Raw genomic sequence first — 25,548 nt, forward strand, 5'->3', positions numbered from 1 at the left:
CCACTTCACACCAGGGCAGAGATTTCTCTGCCCTTTTTTTGTTTTCGTTTTGTGTCCTTCCTCGCAATTTTTTTCTCTCCTGCAAACTGTATCTATAAAAAATTGTGATTCTGTTCATATCTGGCGGCTTTTGCCCTTGCCAGTGCGTTTACTTTCAAAAAAACAAGCTTACTATAAACACATGTTTGAATATAAACATGTGCTCTAATAAGTCGTTTGAGCCGTGAATAGTCTTAACAATCTCAATGTCATGGTATTTTCGTACCAGGAGATGTGCTATGCGCGAAAAGGAATACATCATCACGATTGGTTCCGCCAATATGGACGTTGCAGGATATTCGCATGCTTCCTTAAATTATGCGGACTCAAATCCGGGGAAAATTAAATTTACGCCTGGCGGAGTCGGTCGCAATATCGCCCACAATCTTGCTCTGCTCGGGAAAAATTCCTGGTTAATGACCGCAGTTGGCAATGATTTCTATGGGCAATCATTATTGGCGCAGACGAATCAGTCGGGCGTGCATGTGGATAATTGCCTGATTGTTGAGGGTGAGAACACCTCAAGTTATTTATCGCTGCTCGATAATACCGGTGAAATGCTGGTGGCAATCAATGATATGAGCATTACCGAACATATTTCGGCGGCGTTTCTGGCGCAGCATCTCGATTTTATCCGCGGTGCTCGTGTCATTGTGGCGGACTGTAACATTAGTGAGCAGACGCTGGCCTGGTTACTGGATAACGTGGGAGCTGTACCGGTGTTTGTTGACCCGGTATCAGCGTGGAAATGCGTTAAGATCCGCGAGCGTCTGGCCCAAATTCACACCCTCAAACCCAACCGTCTTGAAGCGGAAACCCTCAGCGGTATTGCGCTTTCAGGGCGCGAAGATGTCGCGAAAGTTGCCGCCTGGTTCCATGAGCGAGGGCTGCATCGCCTGGTTCTCAGTATGGGAGGCGATGGGGTTTATTACAGTGAAAAGGATGGCGACAGCGGCTGGTCGCTACCGATAAAAACCCATGTGGTTAACGTCACCGGAGCGGGAGATGCCATGATGGCGGGACTCGCTTCCTGCTGGGTCGAAGGCATGCCCTTCATTGATTCTATTCGATTTGCGCAGGGTTGTTCTTCCATGGCGCTGGCCAGTGAATATACCAACAACCCTGAATTATCTGTTGCGAACGTTAAAACCCTTGTGGAGAACACAGAATGTCTGAATTAACGCTTTCCTCTGAATTACTGCATATTTCGCCAGAAGTACAGGACGCTATTAACAGTAAAAAACCGATTGTTGCGCTTGAATCGACAATTATTTCTCACGGTATGCCTTTTCCACAAAATGCGCAGACGGCAATTGAAGTCGAAGAAACCATTCGTAAACACGGTGCCGTGCCGGCAACCATTGCTATTATTGGCGGAGTAATGAAAGTCGGCTTGAGTAAAGAAGAAATTGAATTATTAGGTCGCGAAGGACATAGCGTGACGAAAGTCAGTCGTCGTGATTTACCGTTTGTGGTCGCCGCAGGAAAAAATGGCGCGACCACTGTCGCTTCAACCATGATTATTGCCGCCCTTGCCGGTATTCATGTTTTTGCCACCGGGGGTATTGGCGGCGTTCATCGCGGGGCTGAACATACGTTTGATATTTCCGCCGATCTTCAGGAACTGGCGCATACCAATGTGACCGTGGTTTGTGCCGGCGCGAAATCTATTCTCGATTTAGGTTTAACCACGGAATATTTAGAAACGTTCGGCGTGCCATTAATTGGCTATCAGACCACTTCTTTACCGGCATTTTTCTGCCGTACCAGTCCGTTTGAAGTCAGCATTCGTCTCGACAGTGCAAAAGAAATTGCCCGTGCGATGGCAGTGAAATGGCAAACCGGCCTGAACGGCGGTCTGGTGGTTGCCAATCCAATCCCGGAAACCTATGCCATGGCGGAAGAGAAAATCAACGCGGCAATTGACCAGGCTGTCCGGGAAGCCGAAGAGCAGGGCGTTATCGGTAAAGAGAGCACGCCATTCCTGTTGGCGCGCGTGGCTGAATTAACCGGAGGCGACAGCCTGAAGTCCAACATTCAACTGGTGTTTAACAACGCCGTACTGGCCTGCGAGATCGCGAAGGAATATCAACGCCTCGCCTGATCTCAACGAACGGGCAGTTTGTGGTCGCCCGAAACCACCAAAACCTGGCTTCGCGCCGGGTTTCCTGGCATGAAGGGAAATCATTATGGATATAATGAGAAGTGTTGTGGGTATGGCGGTATTGCTGGTGATCGCATACTTACTGTCAGTGAATAAAAAACGCATCAGCTTACGTACCGTGGGCGCCGCGTTGGTACTGCAAATCGCGATTGGCGGGATCATGCTCTATTTCCCGCCGGGAAAATGGCTGGTAGAGCAGGCCGCGCTGGGCGTACATAAGGTCATGTCTTATAGTGACGCGGGCAGTGCCTTTATTTTTGGCTCTCTGGTTGGGCCAAAAATGGATGTGCTGTTTGATGGCGCTGGCTTTATCTTCGCCTTCCGCGTGCTCCCCGCGATCATTTTTGTCACCGCGCTTATCAGCCTGCTGTACTACATTGGCGTGATGGGTCTGTTGATTCGCATTCTGGGTGGGATTTTCCAGAAAGCCCTGAATATCAGTAAGATTGAATCGTTTGTTGCGGTCACGACGATTTTCCTTGGTCAGAATGAGATCCCGGCGATCGTGAAGCCGTTTATTGACCGTCTGAATCGCAATGAACTGTTTACTGCGATCTGTAGCGGGATGGCCTCGATTGCGGGTTCAATGATGATTGGCTATGCCGGTATGGGCGTGCCGATTGATTATCTGCTGGCAGCCTCGCTGATGGCGATTCCAGGTGGGATCCTGTTTGCCCGTATTTTGAGTCCGGCAACAGAAGCGTCAAAAGTCACTTTCGAAAACCTCTCTTTCACCGAGACGCCACCCAAAAGCATTATCGAAGCTGCGGCAAGCGGTGCGATGACAGGGCTGAAAATTGCCGCTGGTGTGGCAACGGTGGTAATGGCATTTGTCGCGATTATCGCGCTGATTAACGGCATTATCGGCGGAATTGGCGGCTGGTTCGGCTATGGACAGGCGACGCTAGAAGGGATCTTCGGCTGGGTGTTAGCCCCGCTGGCGTGGATCATGGGCGTTGACTGGAGTGATGCCACCCTGGCAGGGAGCCTGATTGGGCAGAAGCTGGCGATCAACGAATTTGTCGCTTACCTTAACCTCTCGCCTTACCTGCAGGATGGCGGCACCCTGGATGTGAAAACCATCGCCATCATTTCTTTTGCGCTGTGTGGGTTTGCCAACTTTGGTTCTATCGGCGTGGTGGTTGGGGCGTTCTCCGCCATTTCACCTCAGCGCGCGCCGGAAATCGCCCAGTTGGGTATGCGGGCACTTGCAGCCGCTACGCTCTCTAACCTGATGAGTGCGACCATTGCCGGATTCTTTATCGGTTTAGCGTAGCCATTGAGATTGCCGGATGGCGACGCTGTGCGTCTTATCCGGCCTACAGGGATAGGTCCTGTAGGCCGCGTCGCCTTCCAGTATTGCGTTCAGTTCTGGCTTGTTTTTAACAGATACTGCGCGTTATCAGCGGAAAGGGTGGGATTGTTGATACTGACGCTGGCGCGTGACAGGGCCGCACAGGCCATTGCGAAATTCGCGCTTTCACGAAACGCGCTTCCTTCCAGAAAGCAGTAGATTAGCCCGGCCATAAAGCCGTCGTCGGCGCCGAAGCTGTCGACCACCGTATGAACAGGCGGCGTGAGTAGGAACTGTTCGCCGTCTTTCTCGCTACAGAAGACGGATTCATCTTCCAGACAGACAAAAATCTGCTGAATCCCCTGCTGGTGTAGGGTGTTCACTGCATTGCGTCGTTCGGCATCGCTGTTGATAGGATGACCCGATAAGATCTCCAGCTCTTTTTGCGTCGGTTTCAGCGTATGGATGCGCGTAAACCAGGTTTTCACCTTCTCCGCCTTAAACTCGGAAACGGTATCAATAAATACCGGGATGTCATCGGCCACCGTAAAGACCCATTCGATGGCTTCAGGTGTCAGGTTACAGTCCGCCAGAACCACACCGGCGTGGCGGATTAAATCCCGCGAGCTGTTCAGTAACTGCGGCGTGAGCTGTTGCAGGATGTGGGTATCGTTAATCGCCAGCACGGTCTCTTCCTGCTGGTTGGCGATGGAGAGATACGTTGAGGTGTTATGTCCGTGCAGGCGAATGCAACTGGAGATATTGACGCCAGCCTGACGCGTTTGTTCCAGCAGCGTCTCGCCATAAAAATCACTGCCCACAGCGGAAATCAGATGTACATCGCGCCCCAGCAGGGCGAGGTTATGGGCAATATTGCGTCCAACGCCGCCCGCTGAACAGTGGATACTGCCCGGATTGGATGCGGCTTGCGGGTAGTGGATATCCGCCATCCCGCGAATATCCATGTTAATTGCGCCCACCACCACGCAATAGGCCTGCTCGGTGAGGATGTAACCTTTCCCTTTGATTGCCCCTTTACGCATCAGGTCCATGATGTGCGCGGCAACGCGAGAACGGCTGATCTGCAAAATATCGGCAATTTCGTTTTGCTGAATCAGCGGGTTGCGACGCAGAATTTTGAGTATCTGTTTTTCCCTGTCGTTCATGATTACGCAACCGCCTTTTCTGTCTGTTGCGCTTTCAGCCAGGCAATTTCTTCTGCCCAGATGTCGGGATTGATGGTTTCCAGCACCAGCGGGATACCGTCAAAACGGGCGTCCTGCATGATCCAGCGGAACGCATCGTGACCAATGTTGCCTTCACCCAGACTGTGGTGGCGGTCGACCCGACTGCCAAAGGCACTTTTGGCATCGTTCAGGTGCATACCGCGCAGATACTGGAAGCCAACGATACGCTCGAATTCGGCAAAGGTTTTTTCGCATTCAGCGGCGGAACGCAAGTCGTAACCCGCAGCGAAAGCGTGGCAGGTGTCGATGCAAACGCCGACGCGTGATTTGTCTTCTACGCCGTCGATGATGGCGGCAAGGTGCTCAAATTTGAATCCGAGATTGCTACCCTGACCGGCGGTATTTTCAATCACCGCGGTCACGCCTTCCGTCCGGGCGAGAGCGATGTTGATAGACTCGGCAATCTTCGCCAGACATGCGTCTTCCGATATTTGCATCAGGTGGCTGCCCGGATGGAAGTTAAGCAGGGACAGGCCGAGTTGTTCGCAGCGCTGCATTTCATCAAGAAACGCTTCGCGGGACTTTTCCAGCGCCTCGTTAACCGGGTGGCCCAGGTTGATCAGATAACTGTCATGCGGCAGGATCTGAGCAGCCGTGAAATGGTATTTCTCACAGGCGGCTTTAAAGTCATCGATGATTTGCGCGGTAAGAGGGGCGGCGCGCCATTGACGCTGATTTTTGGTAAAGAGTGCAAACGCGGTTGCCTCTATTTCAGCGGCGCGTATTGCGGCATTTGCCAACCCGCCAGCTGCGCTGACGTGTGCTCCGATGTATTTCATTAAAGACTCCTGTTAACCCGCCAGATTTGGCCTGGAGGATTTGTGTATCCGGAAATTGAATCTTGCCAATCATAGCGGGTTAACAGGGGCAGGATGTAGCGAATTATGCAATAACGTGCTGGACCAGGACGTTAATCACGCCACCGCCGACAATCAGCCAGATGAACAGCACCAGTGCCATCAACAGCGGTTTCGCCCCGGCTTTCTTCAGCGCGCTGACATGAGTCGTCAGCCCCAGAGCCGCCATTGCCATGGCCAGCAGTACCGTATCCAGTGTGACCAGCATGTTCACCACCGCCTGCGGTAACAGGTGGAACGAGTTGAAAATGGCGACCACAATGAACAGGATGGCAAACCACGGAATGGTGATTTTGCTTTTTTCCCCATCGCTGGCAGGTGACAATTGCTTAACGCGAGCGGCCATAAAGATGAGGAACGGAGCCAGCATCATGACGCGCAGCATTTTGGCAATCACTGCCGCGTTTTCGGCGTCCGGGTTAATCGCATGTCCCGCAGCAACGACCTGGGCGACTTCATGCATGGTAGAGCCAATGAAGATGCCGTAGGTTTCCGGGCTAAACCAGTGCGTCAGCAGCGGATACATCGCCGGATAGAGGAAAATCGCCAGCGTACCGAAGATCACCACGGTAGCGACGGCGACCGTGACTTTACTTGCTTCGGCTTTCACAACCGGTTCCGTCGCCAGTACCGCCGCCGCGCCGCAAATGCTGCTACCCGCGCCGATAAGCCAGCTGGTCTGGCGATCCAGCCCAAAGACTTTTTGCCCCAGAAAGCAGGCCAGCATAAAGGTGCTCGACAGCGTCAGGATATCGATCAGAATACCACTGACGCCTACGTCGGCAATTTGCGCGAAGGTGAGGCGAAAGCCGTAGAGGATGATCCCCAGGCGCAGTAAATGTTGTTTGGCAAACAGCACGCCGCCGTCACAGCTTTTCCAGATCTGGGGATAAACGGTGTTACCTGTCACCATCCCCAACAAAATCGCTAAGGTGAGGGCGCTGAACCCGGCACCTGCCACGGCGGGAATGGACCCGCCCCATAAGGCAACTCCGGTAATCACTGCACTCAGGGCAAGCCCCGGAATAAAATGCCACACTGTTCGACGATGATTCGTTAAGGTGAGTTCTGTCATTGCCTTCTCCTCTTTTATGGGCAAAAGGTTACGGCGAACTGGTTTAAAAATAAAATTGATTATATATTTATAATTAATCTTTATAAGTGGTAAGCGAACATGCACATCACCCTGCGACAGCTTGAAGTTTTCACCGAAGTTTTGAAAAGCGGCTCTACGACACAGGCATCGGTGATGCTGGCGCTGTCGCAGTCGGCGGTCAGCGCGGCGCTGACCGATCTGGAAGGTCAACTGGGCGTTCAGCTTTTCGATCGCGTAGGCAAACGGCTGGTGGTGAATGAACATGGGCGCTTGCTCTACCCGCGAGCGCTGGCGTTGCTGGAGCAGGCGGTGGAGATTGAGCAGTTGTTCCGCGAAGACAACGGCGCGATCCGCGTGTATGCCAGTAGCACCATAGGCAACTACATCCTTCCGGGGGTAATTGCCCGTTATCGTCGCGATTTCCCCGCGCTCCCGCTGGAACTCAGCGTCGGCAACAGCCAGGACGTAATAACGGCAGTGCTCGATTTTCGTGTCGACATTGGGCTTATCGAAGGGCCGTGCCACAATACAGAAATCATTTCAGAGCCGTGGCTGGAAGATGAACTGGTGGTATTCGCCGCGCCATCCTCGCCGCTCGCGCAGGGACCGGTGACGCTTGAACAACTCGCATCCGCCCCCTGGATCCTGCGCGAACGCGGTTCCGGTACGCGTGAAATTGTGGATTATCTGCTGTTGTCGCATTTACCCAAATTTGAAATGGCGATGGAACTGGGAAACTCCGAAGCCATCAAACATGCCGTGCGTCATGGGCTGGGCATTAGCTGCCTGTCGCGCCGGGTGATTGATGAACAACTCCAGGCGGGAACGCTGAGCGAAGTCGCGGTGCCGCTTCCGCGTCTGGTGCGTACGCTCTGGCGGATCCATCATCGCCAGAAACACCTCTCTAATGCGCTCCAGCGCTTCCTGAGTTATTGCGAATAAAGCCTCTGGAAACCAATCGCCTGAGGGGGGCCAGGTCCTGGGGGACAGTAAGTTCACCATTCTCTGCTATTACTTATAATCCGCGACCAGTCATGAAGGTCTCTTATAACAGCGCATTTGTGCCAGAAGGAGAGCGTTTCGTCTGTTACAATCGCGCCTCATTTTTTGAATGGATAGCATTTTCACATGGTTTCCGAAACTAAAACCACAGAAGCGCCCGCGTTACGTCGCGAACTGAAGGCGCGTCACCTGACGATGATCGCAATTGGCGGTTCTATCGGTACAGGTCTTTTCGTGGCATCTGGCGCCACCATTTCCGCAGCGGGTCCAGGCGGTGCGCTGTTTTCCTATATTCTGATTGGCCTGATGGTGTATTTCCTGATGACCAGTCTTGGCGAACTGGCGGCGTATATGCCGGTGTCCGGTTCGTTTGCGACCTATGGTCAAAACTACGTTGAAGAAGGCTTTGGTTTCGCGCTGGGCTGGAACTACTGGTACAACTGGGCGGTGACTATTGCTGTGGACCTCGTGGCGGCACAACTGGTGATGAGCTGGTGGTTCCCTGATACCCCAGGCTGGATCTGGAGTGCGCTGTTCCTCGGCGTGATTTTCCTGCTGAACTACATCTCGGTCAGAGGTTTTGGTGAAGCGGAATATTGGTTCTCACTGATCAAAGTGGCGACCGTGATTATCTTTATCATTGTCGGCGTCATGATGATCGTCGGTATCTTCAAAGGCGCTCAACCGGTGGGCTGGAGCAACTGGACGACGGGTGATGCGCCGTTTGCCGGTGGTTTTGCGGCGATGATTGGCGTGGCGATGATTGTCGGTTTCTCCTTCCAGGGGACAGAGCTCATCGGTATTGCTGCCGGTGAATCTGAAGATCCGGAGAAGAACATACCGCGTGCGGTGCGTCAGGTGTTCTGGCGAATCCTGCTGTTCTATGTCTTTGCGATTCTGATTATCAGCCTGATCATCCCGTACACCGATCCGAGCCTGCTGCGTAACGATGTGAAAGACATCAGCGTCAGCCCGTTCACGCTGGTCTTCCAGCATGCCGGTCTGCTCTCTGCGGCGGCGGTGATGAATGCGGTGATCCTGACGGCGGTGCTGTCGGCGGGTAACTCCGGGATGTACGCCTCAACCCGTATGCTTTACACCCTGGCCTGCGACGGCAAAGCCCCGCGTATTTTCGCGAAGCTGTCTCGCGGCGGTGTTCCGCGTAATGCGTTGTACGCCACGACGGTGATTGCCGGTCTGTGCTTCCTGACCTCAATGTTCGGTAACCAGACGGTTTACCTGTGGCTTCTGAACACCTCCGGGATGACAGGATTTATCGCCTGGCTGGGGATTGCCATCAGTCACTATCGTTTCCGTCGTGGGTATGTTCTGCAGGGGCATGACGTGAAGGATCTGCCGTATCGTTCCGGTTTCTTCCCACTGGGACCCATCTTCGCGTTTGTTCTGTGTCTGATCATTACGCTGGGCCAGAACTACGAAGCGTTCCTGAAAGACACCATTGACTGGGGCGGCGTGGCGGCAACCTATATTGGTATCCCGCTGTTCCTGATTATCTGGTTCGGCTATAAGTTCACCCGTGGGACGCACTTCGTCCGTTACAGTGAAATGCACTTCCCGGAACGCGTGAAGAAATAGTCATAAGCGCGTGAATGAAGCGATAAAAAAGCCTCCATTGCGGAGGCTTTTTGTTGGGGGAGACTCAGAAGTTGTACGTCAGACCTACCGTGTAGCGACGACCATCAAGGATGGTGTCGTAGGTATCGTAATCAATCTGTTTATCCAGCACGTTATACACCCCGGCTGTCACCAGCAGGTTTTTATTTGCGTTGTAACGCAGACCGACATCTACCTGCGTATAGGACGGTGTACCTTGCGACATTGAGGTACGGCTCAGGTATTCAGACGTTTTACCGCGGAAGTTCAAACGGCTCCAGACGCCGACGGTCTCCGTCGCCTGCCAGTCCAGCGTGGTGTTAAACATATGCTTTGGCATTTTGTTTAACGGTTTGCCCTCGAACTGACCGCTTTTCTGTTCTGACTCGGTATAGGTGTAGTTGGCCGTCCAGTTAAGGTCGCGGGTTATCTTCCAGCCGAATGTCGATTCCACGCCGCGCATGTTGGCTTTATCAACGTTCACACGGTCGCTGACAAAATCATAGCTTTCGCTGCCAATCGTACAGGCCGGATCGGCGCTGCTGTTACAGCGGCGAACTTCGGTGATCTTGTCTTTGAAATCGGTGTTGAACAGGGTAATACCGGCGTTGAGGTTGTCGCCGTTATCCCACAGCAGTCCCAGCTCTTCGCTCAGGCTCTTTTCCGGTTTCAGGTCCGGGTTGCCGACGATGATGCCATTCAGCCGACCGCCACCGGTGACTTGCCCCCAGCTTGCGGAGGATTGACGCAGATCGGGTGCGCGGTAGCCTGCGGAGACGCCGCCTTTCAAGGTCCATTGATCGTTCAGATGCCAGACGCCATAGCCGCGCGGCGTCCAGTTGTCGCCGTAGTTTTCGTCTTTATCCATGCGGATCCCGCCGGTCAGGGTGAAGCTATCGGTCATCGCCCATTCATCTTCTGCAAACAGTGCCCAGCTCCAGCGGGTCAGCTTATTCAGACCGTCAGCCGCTTCCAGCTGGTTACCGTTATCGCGAAGTTTTTCGTAACGATACTGACCGCCCAGCGTCAGGGTATGAGCGCCGAGGAAAATCTGGTTCTGGTTATTGAAGATCGTGTTGTACGACTTCATCTCACGGCCTGGGTTGTTGGTCTCTTCCTGCTGGATATAGCTGGTACTGTTGAAATCATCGTAATAGCCGCTGTGCGTTAACGAGTACGTCGTGTGCTCATAGCGGTTTTCACTTTTCGTGTTTGGCTTGCAGGTGCCATTCCGGCAGGTCTCTGCGGCCATGGATTTGCCCGGCGTACTGTCTCGGTCCTGCAATTCACGAGCGATATCAAAATCGATGTCGTTTTTATCATCGGGCGTAAAGTTAAGGGTCAGACCGCCGTTACGCAGGCGCTGCTCATTGTAACCGTTGAGGATCTGATCTTCTGCGCGGCGAGAAAGCAACCCTGTAACTTTCGCGCCCAGCAAACCGTCGATCAGCGGACCCGAGGCATAGGCGTTAGTCTGGAACAGATCGCCGGAGTCGCTGTTTTCCTGGAAGGTAGCATCGCCGTGCAGAGAGCCTGTCCAGCCTTTGGTGTTAGAGACTTTTTTGGTGATCACGTTAATCACGCCGCCCATTGCATCGGAGCCGTACAGTGAAGACATCGGGCCACGGATAACCTCGATACGCTCGATGGACTCCAGCGGCGGCAGCCAGCCCTGCTCAATCCCAGAATTATCGCTGTTCGGACGCGTACCGCGGGTGCTGATGCGTTTACCGTTCACCAGGAACAGCGTGTATTGTGACGCCATCCCGCGGATGCTGATATCACTGCTGCTGCCGCCGCCGGTGACGACCACGCCTGGCACATCTTTCAGCGCGTCGGTGACGTCACGGTAAGCTTTGTCTTCAATTTGTTGTTTGGAAATAACCGAAATCGAAGCCGGGGCATTCTGGATTTTCTGCTCAAATCCCGTCGCGGTAACCACAACGGTATCCTGATCGGCAGCATGAACGAGCGATGGGAGGCATGCCGCGCTGATTACGACAGCTATAGCCTTAACGTGAGGTATGGTCATTTTGTCATTCCATTAAACGAGTAAAAACCGCGTGTCATGTAAAAGGCCATGACAACTGTATGTGTTTGTCTTTTAAGAACTCTTAGCGGTAAAGAAGCGGGAGAAATTGTACAAAAGAATGAATATTTGTAAATACTAATGATAATTGAAATCATTTGCGTTTGTTTGAGTTGAAAGGGAAAACCTTTTAAGTCAATAAGATAGAGGAACGTAAATGTGAGGAAAAAATGAAGAAATGATGGAGGTGTGGACAAGACAAAGGAGGGCACATTGCCCTCCTGCGGTTATTTCATCAAATGTTCGGCATGGAAGCGCAGATGATCCTCAATGAATGAGGCAATAAAGTAATAGCTGTGATCGTAACCAGGCTGAATACGCAACGTCATCGGCCATGCGGTCTGGCGTGCGGCTTCAGCCAGAACGGCAGGTTGGAGCTGATCGGCCAGAAACTGATCGCTGTCGCCCTGGTCAATCAGGGTAGGGATGGCGTCTTCCGGCTGGCTGGCGTACATCAATGCACAACTGTCCCATTGGGCCCAGGTGGCGCGATCCTCGCCCAGATAGGCGAGAAATGCTTTTTCGCCCCACGGGACGCGGCACGGGTTGACGATGGGGGCGAAAGCGGAAACGCTGGTGTATTGACCCGGATTTTTCAACGCCATGATCAGCGCACCGTGGCCACCCATGGAATGCCCAGCGATAGCGCAGCGCTCGCTGACGTTAAAATGCGTCTGAATCAGCGACGGGAGTTCGTCCCGCACATAGTCATACATGCGGAAATGCGCAGCCCAGGGGGGCTGGGTCGCATTGAGATAAAAACCGGCCCCCTGACCCAGATCATAACTCTCATCGTTGGCGATTTGTTCGCCGCGCGGGCTGGTATCCGGCATGACTAAAACGATACCCAGTTCCGCCGCGATACGTTGCGCACCCGCTTTGGTGGTAAAGTTTTCATCATTACAGGTTAACCCGGACAGCCAGTACAGAACCGGCGGAGGCGTCGTATCGCGAGGGGGAGGGAGAAAAATGCTGAACGTCATTGCACAGTTCAGCGTGGTGGAGTCGTGACGCCAGCGTTGCTGCCAGCCTTCAAAACAGCGGTGCTCTTCGAGCATTTCCATGCGTGGCTCCTTGTTGTGTTGAACCTGTATGTGTTCGCAATCTCCCCATAATACAGATAATTCATGGCACTGTGAGTAACTTTCACTTCCGCATCGTGCAGACTTGCTTCATCATCAAGAACACGTCGATGTAACCCTTCCCGTCGCCTTTTGCGAAACACGGTTTGAAAGGCAACGGCGATTTCAATAATTATCGTTGTGAATACTGGATTATGTGCGCGGCCTCACGCACAATAATCAGGCTGTCAACAGCCTACAAACTTTGCCCCACGTAGGGCAGAGGCGCCACACCTGCAGGAGAAGAATAAATGTCATCACTCAGTAAAGAAGCGGCCCTGGTTCATGAGGCGCTGGTAGCGCGAGGGCTGGAAACGCCGCTGCGCCCGCCCGTGCATGAGATGGATAACGAAACGCGCAAACGTCTTATCTCAGGCCATATGACCGAGATCATGCAGTTGCTGAATCTCGACCTGAGCGATGACAGCCTGATGGAAACGCCGCATCGCATCGCCAAAATGTATGTTGATGAGATTTTCTCGGGCCTGGATTACGCCAATTTCCCGAAAATCACCGTCATTGAAAACAAAATGAAAGTCGATGAGATGGTCACTGTGCGCGACATCACCCTGACCAGCACCTGTGAACACCATTTTGTGACCATTGATGGTAAAGCCACCGTGGCCTATATCCCGAAAGAGTCGGTGATTGGTTTGTCGAAGATCAACCGCATCGTCCAGTTTTTTGCCCAACGTCCGCAAGTACAGGAGCGTCTGACGCAACAGATCCTGACCGCGCTGCAGACTCTGCTGGGAACCAATAACGTGGCCGTATCAATTGATGCGGTGCATTACTGCGTGAAAGCGCGCGGTATTCGCGATGCCACCAGTGCGACCACCACCACCTCGCTGGGCGGTCTGTTCAAATCGAGCCAGAATACGCGTCAGGAGTTTTTGCGCGCTGTCCGTCATCACAACTGATTAAGGCAGGAGCTATGGAGCGTAATGTCACGCTGGATTTTGTCCGTGGCGTCGCCATCCTCGGCATCCTGTTGTTGAATATGAGCGCCTTTGGTCTGCCAAAGGCGGCCTACCTCAATCCTGCCTGGTATGGAAATATCACCGCTTCAGATGCCTGGACATGGGCCATTCTGGATCTGTTTGCGCAGGTCAAATTCCTCACGCTGTTTGCACTGCTGTTCGGCGCGGGCCTGCAAATGCTGCTGCCACGCGGTAAGCGCTGGATCCAGTCTCGTCTGACCCTGCTGGTGCTGCTCGGTTTTATTCATGCTTTGCTGTTCTGGGATGGCGATATTCTGCTGGCCTATGGGCTGGTGGGGCTGATCTGCTGGCGACTGGTTCGTGATGCGCCGTCGGTGAAAAGCCTGTTTAACACCGGGATGTTGCTCTATCTGGTCGGCATTGGCGTTTTGCTATTGCTTGGCGCGATCTCCGGCAGTGAAACAAACCGCGCATGGACGCCGGATGCTTCAGCTTTACTGTATGAAAAATTCTGGAAAGTTAATGGCGGTATCGAAGCAATCAGCAATCGGGTGGAAGGATTATCAAACAGTCTGCTAGCGCTCGGCGCTCAGTATGGCTGGCAACTGGCGGGGATGATGTTGCTCGGAGCCGCACTGATGCGCAGTGGCTGGCTGAAAGGGCAATTTCGTCTTGCGCATTACCGGCGCAGCGGCTTTTTGCTGATCGTCGTGGGTTTGTTGATTAACCTGCCTGCCGTGGTCGCGCAGTGGCAACTGGACTGGAACTATCGCTGGTGCGCGTTCTTGTTGCAGGCCCCGCGTGAGCTCAGCGCACCGTTTCAGACGCTCGGCTATACCGCGCTGATGTTTGGTTACTGGCCACAGCTAAGCCGTAGTAAAATCGTGTTTGCGATTGCCTGCGTCGGGCGAATGGCGCTGACGAATTACCTGCTACAAACCCTGATTTGTACCACGCTGTTTTATCAATTTGGGTTATTTATGCAATTTGACCGACTGGAACTGCTGTTGTTTGTTGTCCCGGTGTGGCTGGCAAACCTGCTTTTCTCGGCGATCTGGCTGCGATTCTTTCCTCAGGGCCCGGTGGAGTGGCTCTGGCGGCAATTAACCCTGCGTGCGTCAGGGGCATTATTGTCCCATACATCCAGATAACGATCTGGATCACAATCATTAACAAAATGGATGTAAGCGCTTTCATCGCTGTGACCGCACTCACGTAGTCCTTTTCCCTCCGCTGACAAAATAGCCGCCAGTTATGCAGCGAGTGGCTGCAATTCCAGACAGGATAGTGAATATGATCACCATTCGTGATGTGGCGCGTCAGGCAGGCGTATCCGTGGCGACGGTTTCCCGCGTATTAAATAACAGCGCGCTGGTTAGTCCCGATACGCGCGAGGCGGTAATGAAGGCGGTGACGCTGCTGGGCTATCGTCCAAACGCCAATGCCCAGGCACTGGCCACGCAGGTTAGTGAAACCATTGGCGTAGTGGTGATGGACGTATCCGATGCGTTTTTTGGCGCGCTGGTGAAAGCGGTGGATCTGGTCGCTCAACAGCATCAAAAATATGTGCTGATTGGCAACAGCTATCATGAAGCCGAAAAGGAGCGTCACGCCATTGAGGTGTTGATCCGCCAGCGCTGCAACGCGCTGATCGTTCACTCCAAAGCGTTAAGCGACCGGGAACTGGGTGAGTTTATGGATCAGATCCCCGGTATGGTGCTGATCAACCGCATTGTCCCGGGCTACGCCCACCGCTGCGTCTGTCTGGACAATATCAGCGGCGCGAAAATGGCGACCCGTATGTTATTGAATAACGGTCATCAGCGCATTGGCTATCTGGCTTCCAGCCACCGCATTGAAGATGACGTCATGCGCCGGGAAGGGTGGAGCAGTGCGCTTAAGGAGCAAGGCATTGTTCCCCCGGAAAGCTGGATAGGCATCGGTTCGCCGGATATGCAGGGCGGTGAAGCGGCAATGGTTGAGCTGCTCGGGCGCAACTTACAGCTAAGCGCCGTGTTTGCCTATAACGACAATATGGCCGCCGGCGCACTGACGGCGTTGAAGGACAACGGTATCTCCATTCCGTTACACCTTTCAATCATTGGTTTCGACGATATTCCCATCGCCCGTTACACCGATCCCCAGTTGACAACGGTGCGCTATCCCATTGCTTCTATGGCAAAACTGGCGACAGAACTTGCCTTGCAGGGGGCCGCCGGAACGCTGGATTTATTCGCAACCCACTGCTTCATGCCGACCCTCGTTCGGCGTCATTCGGTTGCCATGCGACAGAATGCGGCGGCGATCACTAACTTATGATTTCGCTGGATGTAACCGCTTTCAATATGTGAGTAAATTCACAGTATCTTAACATTGTCGTCGCTATGATGGCACCGCTTGTCGCACTGTAACTACGATGTAACTGTGAGTAATCACTTTTACCGAGGTAAAAGCGCTTTAAGCGAAATTAAAGCCTATTTCTGGAGCGTTACCGGGCAAGGAAGAGAGATTTTTTAAAATGAGCTTCGGCGTTCGCATAACACTTTATTAACGTTTTGTCCCGCCGGGCATTTATCTTACGTACTACCCTGCATAATAAAACCGGAGTTACCATGAATAAGAAGGTGTTGACCCTTTCTGCCGTTATGGCAAGCATGTTATTCGGCGCGGCTGCGCACGCTGCTGATACTCGCATCGGTGTGACAATCTACAAATATGACGATAACTTTATGTCCGTGGTGCGTAAGGCTATCGAAGCAGACGCGAAAACGGCGCCAGATGTTCAACTGCTGATGAACGACTCGCAGAACGACCAGTCCAAACAAAACGATCAGATCGACGTGCTGCTGGCAAAAGGCGTGAAAGCGCTGGCCATCAACCTGGTTGACCCGGCGGCTGCCGGTACGGTTATCGAAAAAGCACGCGGTCAGAATGTGCCCGTGGTCTTCTTTAACAAAGAACCATCCCGCAAAGCCCTGGACAGCTATGACAAGGCTTACTACGTCGGTACTGACTCCAAAGAATCCGGTATTATCCAGGGCGATCTGATTGCCAAACACTGGGCGGCAAACCAGGGCTGGGATCTGAACAAAGACGGTCAGATTCAGTTCGTACTGCTGAAAGGCGAGCCGGGTCATCCGGATGCTGAAGCGCGCACTACTTACGTTATCAAAGAGCTGAACGACAAAGGCATCAAAACCGAGCAGCTGCAGTTAGATACCGCCATGTGGGACACCGCAATGGCGAAGGACAAAATGGATGCGTGGCTTTCCGGTCCGAACGCTAACAAAATTGAAGTGGTTATTGCCAACAACGATGCGATGGCGATGGGTGCCGTTGAAGCGCTGAAAGCGCACAACAAAACCAGCGTACCGGTATTTGGCGTCGATGCGCTGCCAGAAGCGCTGGCACTGGTGAAATCCGGCGCACTGGCGGGTACCGTGCTCAACGATGCGAACAACCAGGCAAAAGCGACCTTTGATCTGGCGAAAAACCTTGCCGATGGCAAGGGTGCCGCTGATGGAACTGAGTGGAAAATCGACAATAAAATCGTCCGCGTTCCTTACGTTGGCGTTGATAAAGATAACCTGGCCGAGTTCACCAAGAAGTAAGTTTGTGGGGCGCGATATTATCGCGCCCTTTCATCACGCACTCTGCGAGGCCAACAAGGTATAATTATGGTCAGCACAACTACTCAGCCGTCAGGCGAATTCTTGTTGGAAATGAGCGGCATCAACAAGTCTTTTCCCGGCGTTAAGGCACTTGATAATGTTAATTTAAAAGTCCGCCCACATTCGATTCATGCATTAATGGGAGAGAATGGTGCAGGAAAATCGACGCTATTAAAATGTCTTTTTGGGATCTATCAAAAAGATTCTGGCAGCATCTTATTTCAGGGTAAAGAAATCGATTTTCATTCAGCCAAAGAAGCGCTGGAGAATGGTATTTCAATGGTACACCAGGAGTTAAACCTGGTATTACAACGTTCCGTTATGGACAACATGTGGCTGGGCCGTTATCCCACTAAAGGCATGTTTGTCGATCAGGAAAAAATGTACCGCGATACCAAAGCAATTTTTGACGAGCTGGATATTGATATCGATCCGCGTGCGCGTGTCGGGACATTATCCGTGTCGCAAATGCAAATGATCGAAATTGCTAAAGCGTTCTCGTATAACGCGAAAATTGTGATTATGGATGAACCGACCTCCTCATTAACCGAAAAAGAGGTCAACCACCTTTTCACGATTATTCGTAAGCTGAAAGAACGCGGCTGCGGTATTGTCTATATTTCCCACAAAATGGAAGAAATTTTCCAGTTATGTGATGAGATTACCGTACTGCGCGACGGACAGTGGATTGCAACGCAACCGCTGGAAGGGCTGGATATGGACAAGATCATCGCCATGATGGTCGGTCGTTCCCTGAACCAGCGATTCCCGGATAAAGTTAACAAGCCGGGTGAAGTCATTCTGGAAGTGCGTAACCTGACCTCGCTGCGCCAGCCGTCGATCCGTGATGTTTCTTTTGATTTGCATAAAGGCGAGATCCTCGGCATCGCAGGACTGGTCGGCGCTAAGCGCACTGACATCGTGGAAACGCTGTTTGGTATCCGTGAGAAATCATCGGGTACGATTACGCTGCACGGCAAAAAGATTAATAACCACAGTGCGAATGAAGCCATTAACCACGGTTTCGCGCTGGTCACAGAAGAGCGTCGTTCCACCGGGATTTATGCTTATCTGGATATTGGTTTCAACTCCTTAATTTCCAATATTCAGAATTACAAAAATAAAGTTGGTCTGTTAGATAACTCGCGTATGAAAAGCGATACCCAATGGGTCATTGATTCCATGCGGGTTAAAACGCCAGGTCACAAGACGCAAATTGGTTCGCTTTCGGGTGGTAACCAGCAGAAGGTGGTTATTGGTCGCTGGCTGCTGACGCAACCGGAAATTTTAATGCTCGACGAACCCACCCGAGGGATCGACGTCGGTGCGAAGTTTGAAATTTATCAGTTAATTGCGGAACTGGCGAAGAAAGGTAAGGGGATCATTATTATCTCCTCCGAAATGCCGGAATTGTTAGGGATAACAGATCGTATTCTGGTCATGAGCAACGGCCTCGTTTCTGGAATTGTTGATACAAAAACGACAACGCAAAACGAAATTCTGCGTCTTGCGTCTTTGCACCTTTAAGATCAGGGGCTCCTCATGAGTGCGTTAAATAAGAAAAGTTTTCTTACTTATCTGAAAGAGGGCGGTATTTACGTCGTTCTTTTAGTCTTGCTGGCCATTATTATTTTCCAGGATCCCACGTTCTTAAGTCTGCTTAACTTAAGTAATATTCTGACTCAGTCTTCTGTGCGTATTATTATTGCACTTGGGGTTGCCGGTCTGATTGTCACCCAAGGGACAGACCTGTCAGCGGGGCGTCAGGTTGGTCTGGCGGCGGTGGTGGCGGCAACGTTGCTACAGTCGATGGAGAATGCCAATAAGGTGTTCCCCGAAATGGCGACCATGCCGATTGCGCTGGTTATTCTGATTGTCTGCGCTATTGGCGCGGTCATTGGTCTGGTGAACGGCATTATCATTGCTTACCTGAACGTGACGCCGTTTATTACCACGCTCGGCACGATGATTATCGTCTACGGGATCAACTCCCTGTATTACGACTTCGTGGGGGCCTCACCAATTTCGGGCTTTGATAGCGGATTCTCAACCTTTGCGCAGGGCTTTATCGCACTCGGCAGCTTCCGGCTTTCGTATATTACGTTCTATGCGCTGATCGCCGTCGCGTTTGTCTGGGTGCTGTGGAATAAAACCCGCTTCGGTAAAAACATTTTCGCTATCGGCGGTAACCCGGAAGCGGCGAAAGTATCAGGCGTGAACGTAGCGCTGAACCTGCTAATGATCTACGCGTTGTCCGGTGTGTTCTATGCCTTTGGTGGCCTGCTGGAAGCGGGGCGTATTGGCTCGGCGACCAACAACCTGGGCTTTATGTACGAACTGGATGCGATTGCGGCATGCGTGGTTGGTGGCGTGTCGTTTAGCGGCGGGGTGGGTACCGTGTTCGGCGTGGTGACCGGTGTGATTATCTTTACCGTCATCAACTACGGCCTGACCTACATCGGCGTTAACCCGTACTGGCAGTACATTATCAAGGGCGGCATCATCATCTTCGCAGTCGCGCTGGATTCACTGAAATACGCGCGTAAGAAGTAATCCCTTCAAGGCAGAATCAAACCGGTGCAGACGTGCTCTGCGCCGGTTTTTTATTTGATAAAAACCAACCAGATGCCGACCAGCAGCGCCCCGACCGAAAGGCCAAAGTAGACGCCAATATAGCTCCAGTAAGCGCCAGGTTCCACGGTACGTTGAATTAAGCGCGGTGTTTGCGAGCCTTTGACCGTTTTCTCAACAACGCCAGAACGTAACCCTTTAATGCCTTCCCGCAGGGTCCAGGCGACAATCATCAATACGCCAATCACGATAAAGAGGGTTTTGTCTTCCATGCTTATTTTCCTTGTCTCTTTTGCAGTTCAAGCAGTTGTTCCGGCGTCACGGCCGGATATCCCTGCGCATCGTCGGGAACCTGATGCAGGGTGGGGATTGGCACTAACGGGCCGAGGAACCGGGGTTCACGTTTAAACAGATAGAGATCGGCCAGCGCGCCAAAGCGTGCGCCAAACTCGCGTACCCGAACCGTCAGCATATCTTTTGGCGAAGGCACGGCGTAGCACTGCGCCTGAATACCCATATGCAGGGCGATAAACAAGGCGCGCTCGCAGTGGAAACGCTGAGTGATGATAATGAAATCATTCGTGTCAAAGACTTTACGGGTGCGGACAATCGAATCGAGCGTGCGAAATCCGGCGTAATCTAGCACGATGTCGGCAGGATCGACGCCCGCGGCAATCAGATCTTTGCGCATCGTCATCGGTTCGTTATAGCTTTGCATGGCGTTATCGCCACTGAGCAGCAGGTAGTTAACTTTGCCGCTGTTGTATGCGTTGAGCGCACCCTGAATACGGTAGCGGTAATACTGGTTGATCACCCCGGTGCGATAATATTTAGCCGTGCCGAGCACCACACCAACCTGACGGTAGGGCAGGTCCTGAAGCTCGTCGTAAATATAAGGGGCGGTTTTCCAGCTCATCCAGCGATCAAGGCCAAGCACGATCAACAGCAGCAAGCCGATCAGGACCAACAGGCTGTAGAGTGCGCGCTTTAGCATGAAGAAAACTCTGTCACTGGATGAAATTTCAATCAGGCTACTGTACCCGCTGGCGAAGCGCAAGAAACAGCAGTCTGATTGGGGGGATTTTCAACAATACGCCGTAATACCAGATGACGTGAAGGCAGACATGATAAGCGTAGCACCATCAGGCGATTAGGCCGGATGATGGCGAAAACGCCTTATCCGGCCAGCGTACTGACAACATCAGGCAATTAACTCAACAGCACGCGATCGATGTTATTGCAGCCCAGCGCTTTCAGCGTGGCGGCGGTGGCATCCCACTGGATCAGCGGCGCATCGGCTTTTTCCGCCAGAACCGCACGCTGAATATCGGTATAACCGTAGCCGTTCAGATTCAACATAATCAGGGCTCCCTGTAGCGGCGGCAGCGTTGGGTTAAACGCGGCGTTTTCGCCATAGCTTCCGCTAAAGATGCGCCCGTCTTTGCACTCCAGCGCCACACCGCTCGGTGACTGGCTGTATGGCATATGACTGCGGTTTGCGGCCGTGATTGCCGCTTGCGATAGCGTATCACCCTGGAGAGCAAAACCGTGATGCTCTTCATCCATTAGCAGCGTCTTGATATCGAGATCTTTCGGCCCGAATGCGTCCGGCAAATAGTCGCGCAGCGTATGGGGTTCCCGACCGGGCAGATGAATGCGCAGATCCAGTCCGCTGTTCAGTTCGTTCATAAACTGACGGCAGTGACCGCATGGGGTGTAGTTTACGGTGATCGCCGCGAGGCCTTTCTCGCCGCGCAACCAGGCGTGACTGATGGCGCTTTGTTCAGCGTGAACCGTTTGTTGCATCGTTGCGCCGAGGAATTCCATATTGGCGCCGAAATACCACGTTCCGCTCACGCCGCGTGCAATGGCGCCGACGTTGAAGTTCGACAACGGCGTACAGGCGCAGGCTGCAGCCAGCGGTAGCAGCGCGAATGCCAGCTCGTCTTCGTCCAGTCCCGTTGCGCTTTTAAGCATTGATACCTGCTCAGCCGTCAGCGAAGCGGGGAAATGCGTATCTGCCAGAATAGGCGCCAGCGCGGATTGCAGGTTGTCCGCAAGTTGGCTAAAGGCAGTTTGAAAACGTGGGTGCATGGCGTTGCCTCATAACAATGTATTGGGATCGTAGTGTACGAGCCTGTTACGGCTATATGTGTGACCTAATTCTCATTGTGTATGCAACTTATGAAACAAAAATTAAAAATGCGCGACGTATCGCAAATTTTAGCCTATAACCGCAAGGATAACCGGAAACAGGAACGGCGCGATAAGTGAGGTAATAATCCCGCAAATTACTAGTGCCAGCGAGCTGAAAGCACCTTCCTGATAATCCAGTTCCGCGCAACGGGCGGTGCCGAGGGCATGGGACGCGGTCCCCATTGCCAGTCCGCGTGCGGCTTTTGTTTTAATACGCATGGCGTTTAACAGCGTATGGCCAAAGACGGCGCCGAGAATACCGACGAAAATCACGCATACGGCGCTGACTGCCGGAATGCCGCCGATGCTGCCGCCGACGGCCATCGCAATCGGCGTGGTGACGGATTTCGGTAAGACAGAGGCCGCGATTTCAGGCGTAGCGCCCATCAGCAACGCTACCGAGGTGCCGGTCACCATAGCGACAATGCTGCCGACAAAGCAGATAGTAATGATCGACTTCCAGCGGGCGCGGATCTGATGCAGTTGTTCATACAGCGGATAGGCCAGCGCCACAACTGCCGGCTGCAGCAGATCGTTTAGCACCTCGCTACCTTTAAAATAGCGATCGTAGGAGATGCCGGTCAGCAGGAGGAACGGGATAATCACTACCATCGCCACCAGTAGCGGATTCAGTAAAGGAAATTTAAAACGTGCCGCCAGTTTGCGCGCGCCGAAAAAAACCGCCAGCGTCAGCGGTAAAGACCACCAGATTGACGACATCATTCTTTAGACCCTTCCTGACCAACCACTTTGCGTTCGCCGTGGATCAGGTGTGAACTCCAGCTCACCACCAGAAAAACTACCAGCGTACTGATCGCACACGATACCACCACCGGACCAAACTGCGCGCGCAGCAGATCGAAGTACTGCATCACGCCGACGCCAATCGGCACAAACAGCAGCGCCATGTAGCGAATCAGCACATAGCAGCCAGGATTAACCCATTTCGCCGGAATGATTTGCAGCGCCAGCAGCACAAACAGGATTAGCATCCCGATGATGCTGCCAGAAATCGCGACGGGCAGCAGGGACGCAATAAAAATGCCTGCATACAGACAGGCATAAATCAGCACGAAAGCGCGTAAGTATTGCCAGATGATATTCAGTGTCTTGCTCATGTTGAAATTCCTTGAAGCGACGTATTCATCATACAATTAAACTTTAAAACGTGCTATCGATCACATCATGAATTCTTAGCATACTGAAGATAGACAGCGGGAACATTGGGCAATGCCCCAATACGTGACGCTAAACTTGTGCCAGCAGTTGCAGGAAACGACTCAGCGCGCTGGACGGCGTCTCATTATTGCGCCAGAACACCCCCACGCTGCCTTTTTGTTCAATCTTTGGCAGGTTCAGGATCACCAGTTGTCCCTGGCTGGCATAGCGTTGTGCCAGCCGTAAAGAAAGGATAGAGATCATATCGCTGCTTTGCAGCAGGTTAGTACTGACGTTCATTGATGCCGATTCGATGGTGTTTTTCGGCAGCATCACTCCGTTGTCGACCAGCGCGTTATCAATACTCAGGCGGATGGGCGTTCCTGTCGGCCAGACAATCCAGCGCCAGTGTGCGAGATCGGCCCAGCTCAGGGTGTCAAACTTCGCTAACGGATGGTGGGGACGGGCAACAAAGCAGACGGGTTCGGTATACAGCACCTGATAATTGAGCGGGAGCTGCAGCGCTCGCCCACCGACGCGACCGACCACCACATCCACGGAACCGGCAAGCAGGTCATGAAGCAGCGGCGTCATGACCTTTTCTTCAATATTAAGATGTAGCGTTGGCATCTCAACAAGCAGATTGAGGATCGCCTGTGACACACAGTCGGTTGCCACCGGCGAGCAGCCGATTTTCAGGCTTCCTACCAGCCCGCCTTCTTTAAAGCGTGCCATTTCATACTGCGAACGCTCCATATCATTGATTAAACGCTGGGCATGTTGCAGTAGCAACTTGCCGCCTTCCGAGGGGCGCAGGCCTTTACTGTGACGTTCAAAGAGCGTGATCCCCATTTCATCTTCGAGTTGTGACAGCCATTTTGACAGCGCGGGCTGGGTGATATTCATCATTCGCGCAACGTGCGTGAGATTCCCTTGTTCGCCCAGCGCCACCAGCATTTGCAGATGGTGCAGCTTCAGTTTTTGTGCCCAGTTTGCCATCAGCGATAACCTCCAGGTTATGTCTCTGCATGAAATGCCATTGTACATTTTATCGCCCAGTCTACAAACTCGTAACATACCAAAAACAAAACAACATCTGTCCCTACCTGCACCGAGGCATTCACTATGACTCAACGACGTGAACTACAAGCCCTGATCGATGCTGCTCCTGTCAGCAAGACTCAGTGGCGGGTGATCATCTGCTGCTTTCTGGTGGTCATGCTTGATGGTTTTGATACCGCAGCCATTGGCTTTATTGCACCCGATATTCGTACCCACTGGCAGTTAACTGCCGGAGACCTGGCCCCGCTGTTCGGTGCGGGTCTGTTAGGCCTGACGGCAGGGGCGTTACTGTGCGGACCGCTGTCTGACCGCTTCGGTCGTAAACGGGTGATTGAACTCTGCGTGGCGCTGTTTGGCGCGCTGAGCCTGCTCTCCGCCTTTTCGCCAGACCTGCAAACGCTGGTTATCCTGCGTTTTCTGACCGGTCTGGGCCTGGGGGGGGCCATGCCAAACACCATCACGATGACTTCTGAATACCTGCCTGCCCGCCGCCGCGGTGCGCTGGTCACCCTGATGTTCTGCGGCTTTACACTCGGTTCAGCAATGGGCGGGATTGTCAGCGCGCAGCTGGTGCCGGTTATCGGCTGGCACGGGATTCTGGTCCTCGGCGGCGTGTTACCGCTGATGCTGTTTTTCGTCCTGCTCGCCGTCCTGCCGGAATCTCCGCGCTGGCAGGTGCGTCGCCAGTTGCCGCAGGCAACCATCGCCAGAACGGTCAGCGCGATTACCGGCGAACGTTACGACAATACGCAGTTTTACCTCCAGGAGGCCGCGGCGATTGCCAAAGGCAGCATTCGCCAGCTGTTTGTTGGCCGTCAGTTGCCCATTACCCTGATGTTATGGGTGGTGTTCTTCATGAGCCTGTTAATCATCTATCTGTTGTCGAGCTGGATGCCGACGCTGTTGAACCATCGTGGAATTGATCTGCAACAGGCGTCCTGGGTGACGGCGGCGTTTCAGGTCGGCGGTACACTCGGCGCGCTGGCGCTGGGAGTACTAATGGATAAACACAATCCGTTTCGGGTGCTGGCTGTCAGCTATGCGCTGGGGGCGGTTTGCATCGTCATGATTGGTCTGAGCGAAAACGGTTTATGGCTGATGGCGCTGGCGATCTTCGGTACCGGGGTGGGTATCAGCGGATCGCAGGTAGGCCTCAACGCCTTAACCGCCACGCTCTATCCCACACAGAGTCGGGCGACGGGCGTGAGCTGGTCTAACGCGGTGGGACGCTGCGGCGCGATTGTCGGTTCGCTTTCCGGTGGCGTGATGATGGCGATGAATTTCTCTTTCGACACTCTGTTTTTCATTATCGCTGTTCCGGCGGCCATCAGCGCGGTGATGTTAGCCGTACTGACAGTCGTTGTCCGCCAGTCAGCCTCTGTCCCTGACGTTTTGCCGCACGCAAGCGTCGTGAACGAATAAGGAG

At 53.0% G+C, this 25,548-nt stretch carries 23 protein-coding genes; 12 read left to right on the forward strand and 11 right to left on the reverse strand.

All coding sequences use genetic code 11. The annotated features are described in order from the left end of the window. The first annotated feature begins 278 nt into the window (after nucleotides 1–278). The 3 genes from KE671_RS19555 to KE671_RS19565 all read left to right on the forward strand — a co-directional run bounded on the left by KE671_RS19555 (nucleotide 279) and on the right by KE671_RS19565 (nucleotide 3,479). Entirely contained in the window at nucleotides 279–1,220 is a 942-nt protein-coding gene (locus tag KE671_RS19555; RefSeq protein WP_206164230.1) for a pseudouridine kinase, read from the forward strand. Further along, nucleotides 1,208–2,143 (forward strand): pseudouridine-5'-phosphate glycosidase, encoded by a 936-nt coding sequence (locus KE671_RS19560; RefSeq protein WP_206164231.1) that lies wholly within the window; start codon nucleotides 1,208–1,210, stop codon nucleotides 2,141–2,143. The genes KE671_RS19555 and KE671_RS19560 overlap by 13 nt, the downstream gene beginning before the upstream one ends. Nucleotides 2,144–2,228: 85 nt before the next feature. Next, a complete protein-coding gene (locus KE671_RS19565) occupies nucleotides 2,229–3,479 on the forward strand; it encodes a NupC/NupG family nucleoside CNT transporter (protein WP_206164232.1) in 1,251 nt (416 codons plus the stop codon). Nucleotides 3,480–3,568: 89 nt separating this feature from the next. Here the strand turns inward: KE671_RS19565 and KE671_RS19570 are convergent, their stop codons facing one another. The 3 genes from KE671_RS19570 to KE671_RS19580 form a co-directional block, all read right to left on the reverse strand. Beyond that, nucleotides 3,569–4,663, reverse strand: coding sequence for a sugar kinase (locus tag KE671_RS19570; protein WP_206164233.1), 1,095 nt, complete (start codon nucleotides 4,661–4,663; stop codon nucleotides 3,569–3,571). 2 nt (nucleotides 4,664–4,665) lie between these two features. Further along, a complete protein-coding gene (gene nfo, locus KE671_RS19575) occupies nucleotides 4,666–5,523 on the reverse strand; it encodes a deoxyribonuclease IV (protein ID WP_206164234.1) in 858 nt (285 codons plus the stop codon). A gap of 103 nt (nucleotides 5,524–5,626) precedes the next feature. Then, nucleotides 5,627–6,676 (reverse strand): YeiH family protein, encoded by a 1,050-nt coding sequence (locus tag KE671_RS19580; RefSeq protein ID WP_206164235.1) that lies wholly within the window; start codon nucleotides 6,674–6,676, stop codon nucleotides 5,627–5,629. A 99-nt stretch (nucleotides 6,677–6,775) separates the two neighbouring features. Between KE671_RS19580 and yieE the strand changes: the two genes are divergently transcribed. Both yieE and lysP read left to right on the forward strand, forming a co-directional pair. Then, nucleotides 6,776–7,639, forward strand: a complete 864-nt coding sequence (gene yieE, locus KE671_RS19585; protein ID WP_061074714.1) for a DNA-binding transcriptional regulator YeiE — start codon at nucleotides 6,776–6,778, stop codon at nucleotides 7,637–7,639. A gap of 186 nt (nucleotides 7,640–7,825) precedes the next feature. After that, nucleotides 7,826–9,295, forward strand: a complete 1,470-nt coding sequence (gene lysP / locus KE671_RS19590; protein WP_206164236.1) for an amino acid permease — start codon at nucleotides 7,826–7,828, stop codon at nucleotides 9,293–9,295. A gap of 64 nt (nucleotides 9,296–9,359) precedes the next feature. Here the strand turns inward: lysP and KE671_RS19595 are convergent, their stop codons facing one another. Next, entirely contained in the window at nucleotides 9,360–11,345 is a 1,986-nt protein-coding gene (locus tag KE671_RS19595; RefSeq protein ID WP_206164237.1) for a ligand-gated channel protein, read from the reverse strand. A gap of 284 nt (nucleotides 11,346–11,629) precedes the next feature. After that, complete coding sequence (gene fghA, locus KE671_RS19600; RefSeq protein ID WP_206164238.1) at nucleotides 11,630–12,466, reverse strand: S-formylglutathione hydrolase; 837 nt, start codon at nucleotides 12,464–12,466, stop codon at nucleotides 11,630–11,632. 308 nt (nucleotides 12,467–12,774) lie between these two features. On the opposite strand from fghA, the gene folE reads away from it, so the two are divergent. The 6 genes from folE to mglC all read left to right on the forward strand — a co-directional run bounded on the left by folE (nucleotide 12,775) and on the right by mglC (nucleotide 19,688). Then, on the forward strand, nucleotides 12,775–13,443 hold the full coding sequence (folE, locus tag KE671_RS19605) for a GTP cyclohydrolase I FolE (RefSeq protein ID WP_043000121.1): 669 nt from the start codon (nucleotides 12,775–12,777) through the stop codon (nucleotides 13,441–13,443). A gap of 14 nt (nucleotides 13,444–13,457) precedes the next feature. After that, a complete protein-coding gene (gene yeiB, locus KE671_RS19610) occupies nucleotides 13,458–14,615 on the forward strand; it encodes a DUF418 domain-containing protein YeiB (protein WP_206164239.1) in 1,158 nt (385 codons plus the stop codon). Between the two features lie 142 nt (nucleotides 14,616–14,757). Then, nucleotides 14,758–15,783 (forward strand): HTH-type transcriptional regulator GalS, encoded by a 1,026-nt coding sequence (gene galS / locus KE671_RS19615; RefSeq protein ID WP_206164240.1) that lies wholly within the window; start codon nucleotides 14,758–14,760, stop codon nucleotides 15,781–15,783. A 293-nt stretch (nucleotides 15,784–16,076) separates the two neighbouring features. Continuing rightward, entirely contained in the window at nucleotides 16,077–17,075 is a 999-nt protein-coding gene (gene mglB, locus KE671_RS19620) for a galactose/glucose ABC transporter substrate-binding protein MglB (protein ID WP_206164241.1), read from the forward strand. A gap of 66 nt (nucleotides 17,076–17,141) precedes the next feature. Continuing rightward, nucleotides 17,142–18,662, forward strand: a complete 1,521-nt coding sequence (gene mglA / locus KE671_RS19625) for a galactose/methyl galactoside ABC transporter ATP-binding protein MglA (RefSeq protein WP_042317980.1) — start codon at nucleotides 17,142–17,144, stop codon at nucleotides 18,660–18,662. 15 nt (nucleotides 18,663–18,677) lie between these two features. Next, nucleotides 18,678–19,688 (forward strand): galactose/methyl galactoside ABC transporter permease MglC, encoded by a 1,011-nt coding sequence (mglC, locus tag KE671_RS19630; RefSeq protein ID WP_043000126.1) that lies wholly within the window; start codon nucleotides 18,678–18,680, stop codon nucleotides 19,686–19,688. 50 nt (nucleotides 19,689–19,738) lie between these two features. On the opposite strand, the gene KE671_RS19635 is transcribed toward mglC, so the two are convergent. The 6 genes from KE671_RS19635 to KE671_RS19660 all read right to left on the reverse strand — a co-directional run bounded on the left by KE671_RS19635 (nucleotide 19,739) and on the right by KE671_RS19660 (nucleotide 24,059). Beyond that, nucleotides 19,739–19,978 carry a DUF2542 family protein gene (locus KE671_RS19635; RefSeq protein WP_206164242.1) on the reverse strand — a complete coding sequence of 80 codons (240 nt, stop codon included), beginning with the start codon at nucleotides 19,976–19,978 and terminating at the stop codon, nucleotides 19,739–19,741. A gap of 2 nt (nucleotides 19,979–19,980) precedes the next feature. Continuing rightward, the gene (sanA, locus tag KE671_RS19640) at nucleotides 19,981–20,700 is read right to left on the reverse strand and encodes an outer membrane permeability protein SanA (protein WP_206164243.1); all 720 of its coding nucleotides are present in this window, start codon (nucleotides 20,698–20,700) and stop codon (nucleotides 19,981–19,983) included. A gap of 215 nt (nucleotides 20,701–20,915) precedes the next feature. After that, complete coding sequence (cdd, locus tag KE671_RS19645) at nucleotides 20,916–21,800, reverse strand: cytidine deaminase (protein ID WP_206164244.1); 885 nt, start codon at nucleotides 21,798–21,800, stop codon at nucleotides 20,916–20,918. Between the two features lie 129 nt (nucleotides 21,801–21,929). Continuing rightward, a complete protein-coding gene (locus tag KE671_RS19650; protein ID WP_206164245.1) occupies nucleotides 21,930–22,625 on the reverse strand; it encodes a CidB/LrgB family autolysis modulator in 696 nt (231 codons plus the stop codon). Next, on the reverse strand, nucleotides 22,622–23,020 hold the full coding sequence (locus KE671_RS19655; protein ID WP_206164246.1) for a CidA/LrgA family protein: 399 nt from the start codon (nucleotides 23,018–23,020) through the stop codon (nucleotides 22,622–22,624). Before KE671_RS19655 ends, KE671_RS19650 begins: the two co-directional genes overlap by 4 nt. 130 nt (nucleotides 23,021–23,150) lie before the next feature. Further along, nucleotides 23,151–24,059 (reverse strand): LysR family transcriptional regulator, encoded by a 909-nt coding sequence (locus KE671_RS19660; RefSeq protein WP_206164247.1) that lies wholly within the window; start codon nucleotides 24,057–24,059, stop codon nucleotides 23,151–23,153. 126 nt (nucleotides 24,060–24,185) lie between these two features. Between KE671_RS19660 and mhbT the strand changes: the two genes are divergently transcribed. Further along, nucleotides 24,186–25,544, forward strand: a complete 1,359-nt coding sequence (mhbT, locus tag KE671_RS19665; RefSeq protein ID WP_206164248.1) for a 3-hydroxybenzoate transporter MhbT — start codon at nucleotides 24,186–24,188, stop codon at nucleotides 25,542–25,544. Nucleotides 25,545–25,548 lie beyond the last annotated feature (4 nt).

The organism is Citrobacter amalonaticus, assembly GCF_018252635.1.
In the GTDB taxonomy this organism is placed as follows: domain Bacteria; phylum Pseudomonadota; class Gammaproteobacteria; order Enterobacterales; family Enterobacteriaceae; genus Citrobacter_A; species Citrobacter_A amalonaticus_E.

Coding starts and splice junctions, on each gene's coding strand:
- KE671_RS19555 (WP_206164230.1), top strand. CDS start 279: ATGCGCGAAAAGGAATACATCATCACGATTGGTTCCGCCAATATGGAC.
- KE671_RS19560 (WP_206164231.1), top strand. CDS start 1,208: ATGTCTGAATTAACGCTTTCCTCTGAATTACTGCATATTTCGCCAGAA.
- KE671_RS19565 (WP_206164232.1), top strand. CDS start 2,229: ATGGATATAATGAGAAGTGTTGTGGGTATGGCGGTATTGCTGGTGATC.
- KE671_RS19570 (WP_206164233.1), bottom strand. CDS start 4,663: ATGAACGACAGGGAAAAACAGATACTCAAAATTCTGCGTCGCAACCCG.
- nfo (WP_206164234.1), bottom strand. CDS start 5,523: ATGAAATACATCGGAGCACACGTCAGCGCAGCTGGCGGGTTGGCAAAT.
- KE671_RS19580 (WP_206164235.1), bottom strand. CDS start 6,676: ATGACAGAACTCACCTTAACGAATCATCGTCGAACAGTGTGGCATTTT.
- yieE (WP_061074714.1), top strand. CDS start 6,776: ATGCACATCACCCTGCGACAGCTTGAAGTTTTCACCGAAGTTTTGAAA.
- lysP (WP_206164236.1), top strand. CDS start 7,826: ATGGTTTCCGAAACTAAAACCACAGAAGCGCCCGCGTTACGTCGCGAA.
- KE671_RS19595 (WP_206164237.1), bottom strand. CDS start 11,345: ATGACCATACCTCACGTTAAGGCTATAGCTGTCGTAATCAGCGCGGCA.
- fghA (WP_206164238.1), bottom strand. CDS start 12,466: ATGGAAATGCTCGAAGAGCACCGCTGTTTTGAAGGCTGGCAGCAACGC.
- folE (WP_043000121.1), top strand. CDS start 12,775: ATGTCATCACTCAGTAAAGAAGCGGCCCTGGTTCATGAGGCGCTGGTA.
- yeiB (WP_206164239.1), top strand. CDS start 13,458: ATGGAGCGTAATGTCACGCTGGATTTTGTCCGTGGCGTCGCCATCCTC.
- galS (WP_206164240.1), top strand. CDS start 14,758: ATGATCACCATTCGTGATGTGGCGCGTCAGGCAGGCGTATCCGTGGCG.
- mglB (WP_206164241.1), top strand. CDS start 16,077: ATGAATAAGAAGGTGTTGACCCTTTCTGCCGTTATGGCAAGCATGTTA.
- mglA (WP_042317980.1), top strand. CDS start 17,142: ATGGTCAGCACAACTACTCAGCCGTCAGGCGAATTCTTGTTGGAAATG.
- mglC (WP_043000126.1), top strand. CDS start 18,678: ATGAGTGCGTTAAATAAGAAAAGTTTTCTTACTTATCTGAAAGAGGGC.
- KE671_RS19635 (WP_206164242.1), bottom strand. CDS start 19,978: ATGGAAGACAAAACCCTCTTTATCGTGATTGGCGTATTGATGATTGTC.
- sanA (WP_206164243.1), bottom strand. CDS start 20,700: ATGCTAAAGCGCGCACTCTACAGCCTGTTGGTCCTGATCGGCTTGCTG.
- cdd (WP_206164244.1), bottom strand. CDS start 21,800: ATGCACCCACGTTTTCAAACTGCCTTTAGCCAACTTGCGGACAACCTG.
- KE671_RS19650 (WP_206164245.1), bottom strand. CDS start 22,625: ATGATGTCGTCAATCTGGTGGTCTTTACCGCTGACGCTGGCGGTTTTT.
- KE671_RS19655 (WP_206164246.1), bottom strand. CDS start 23,020: ATGAGCAAGACACTGAATATCATCTGGCAATACTTACGCGCTTTCGTG.
- KE671_RS19660 (WP_206164247.1), bottom strand. CDS start 24,059: ATGGCAAACTGGGCACAAAAACTGAAGCTGCACCATCTGCAAATGCTG.
- mhbT (WP_206164248.1), top strand. CDS start 24,186: ATGACTCAACGACGTGAACTACAAGCCCTGATCGATGCTGCTCCTGTC.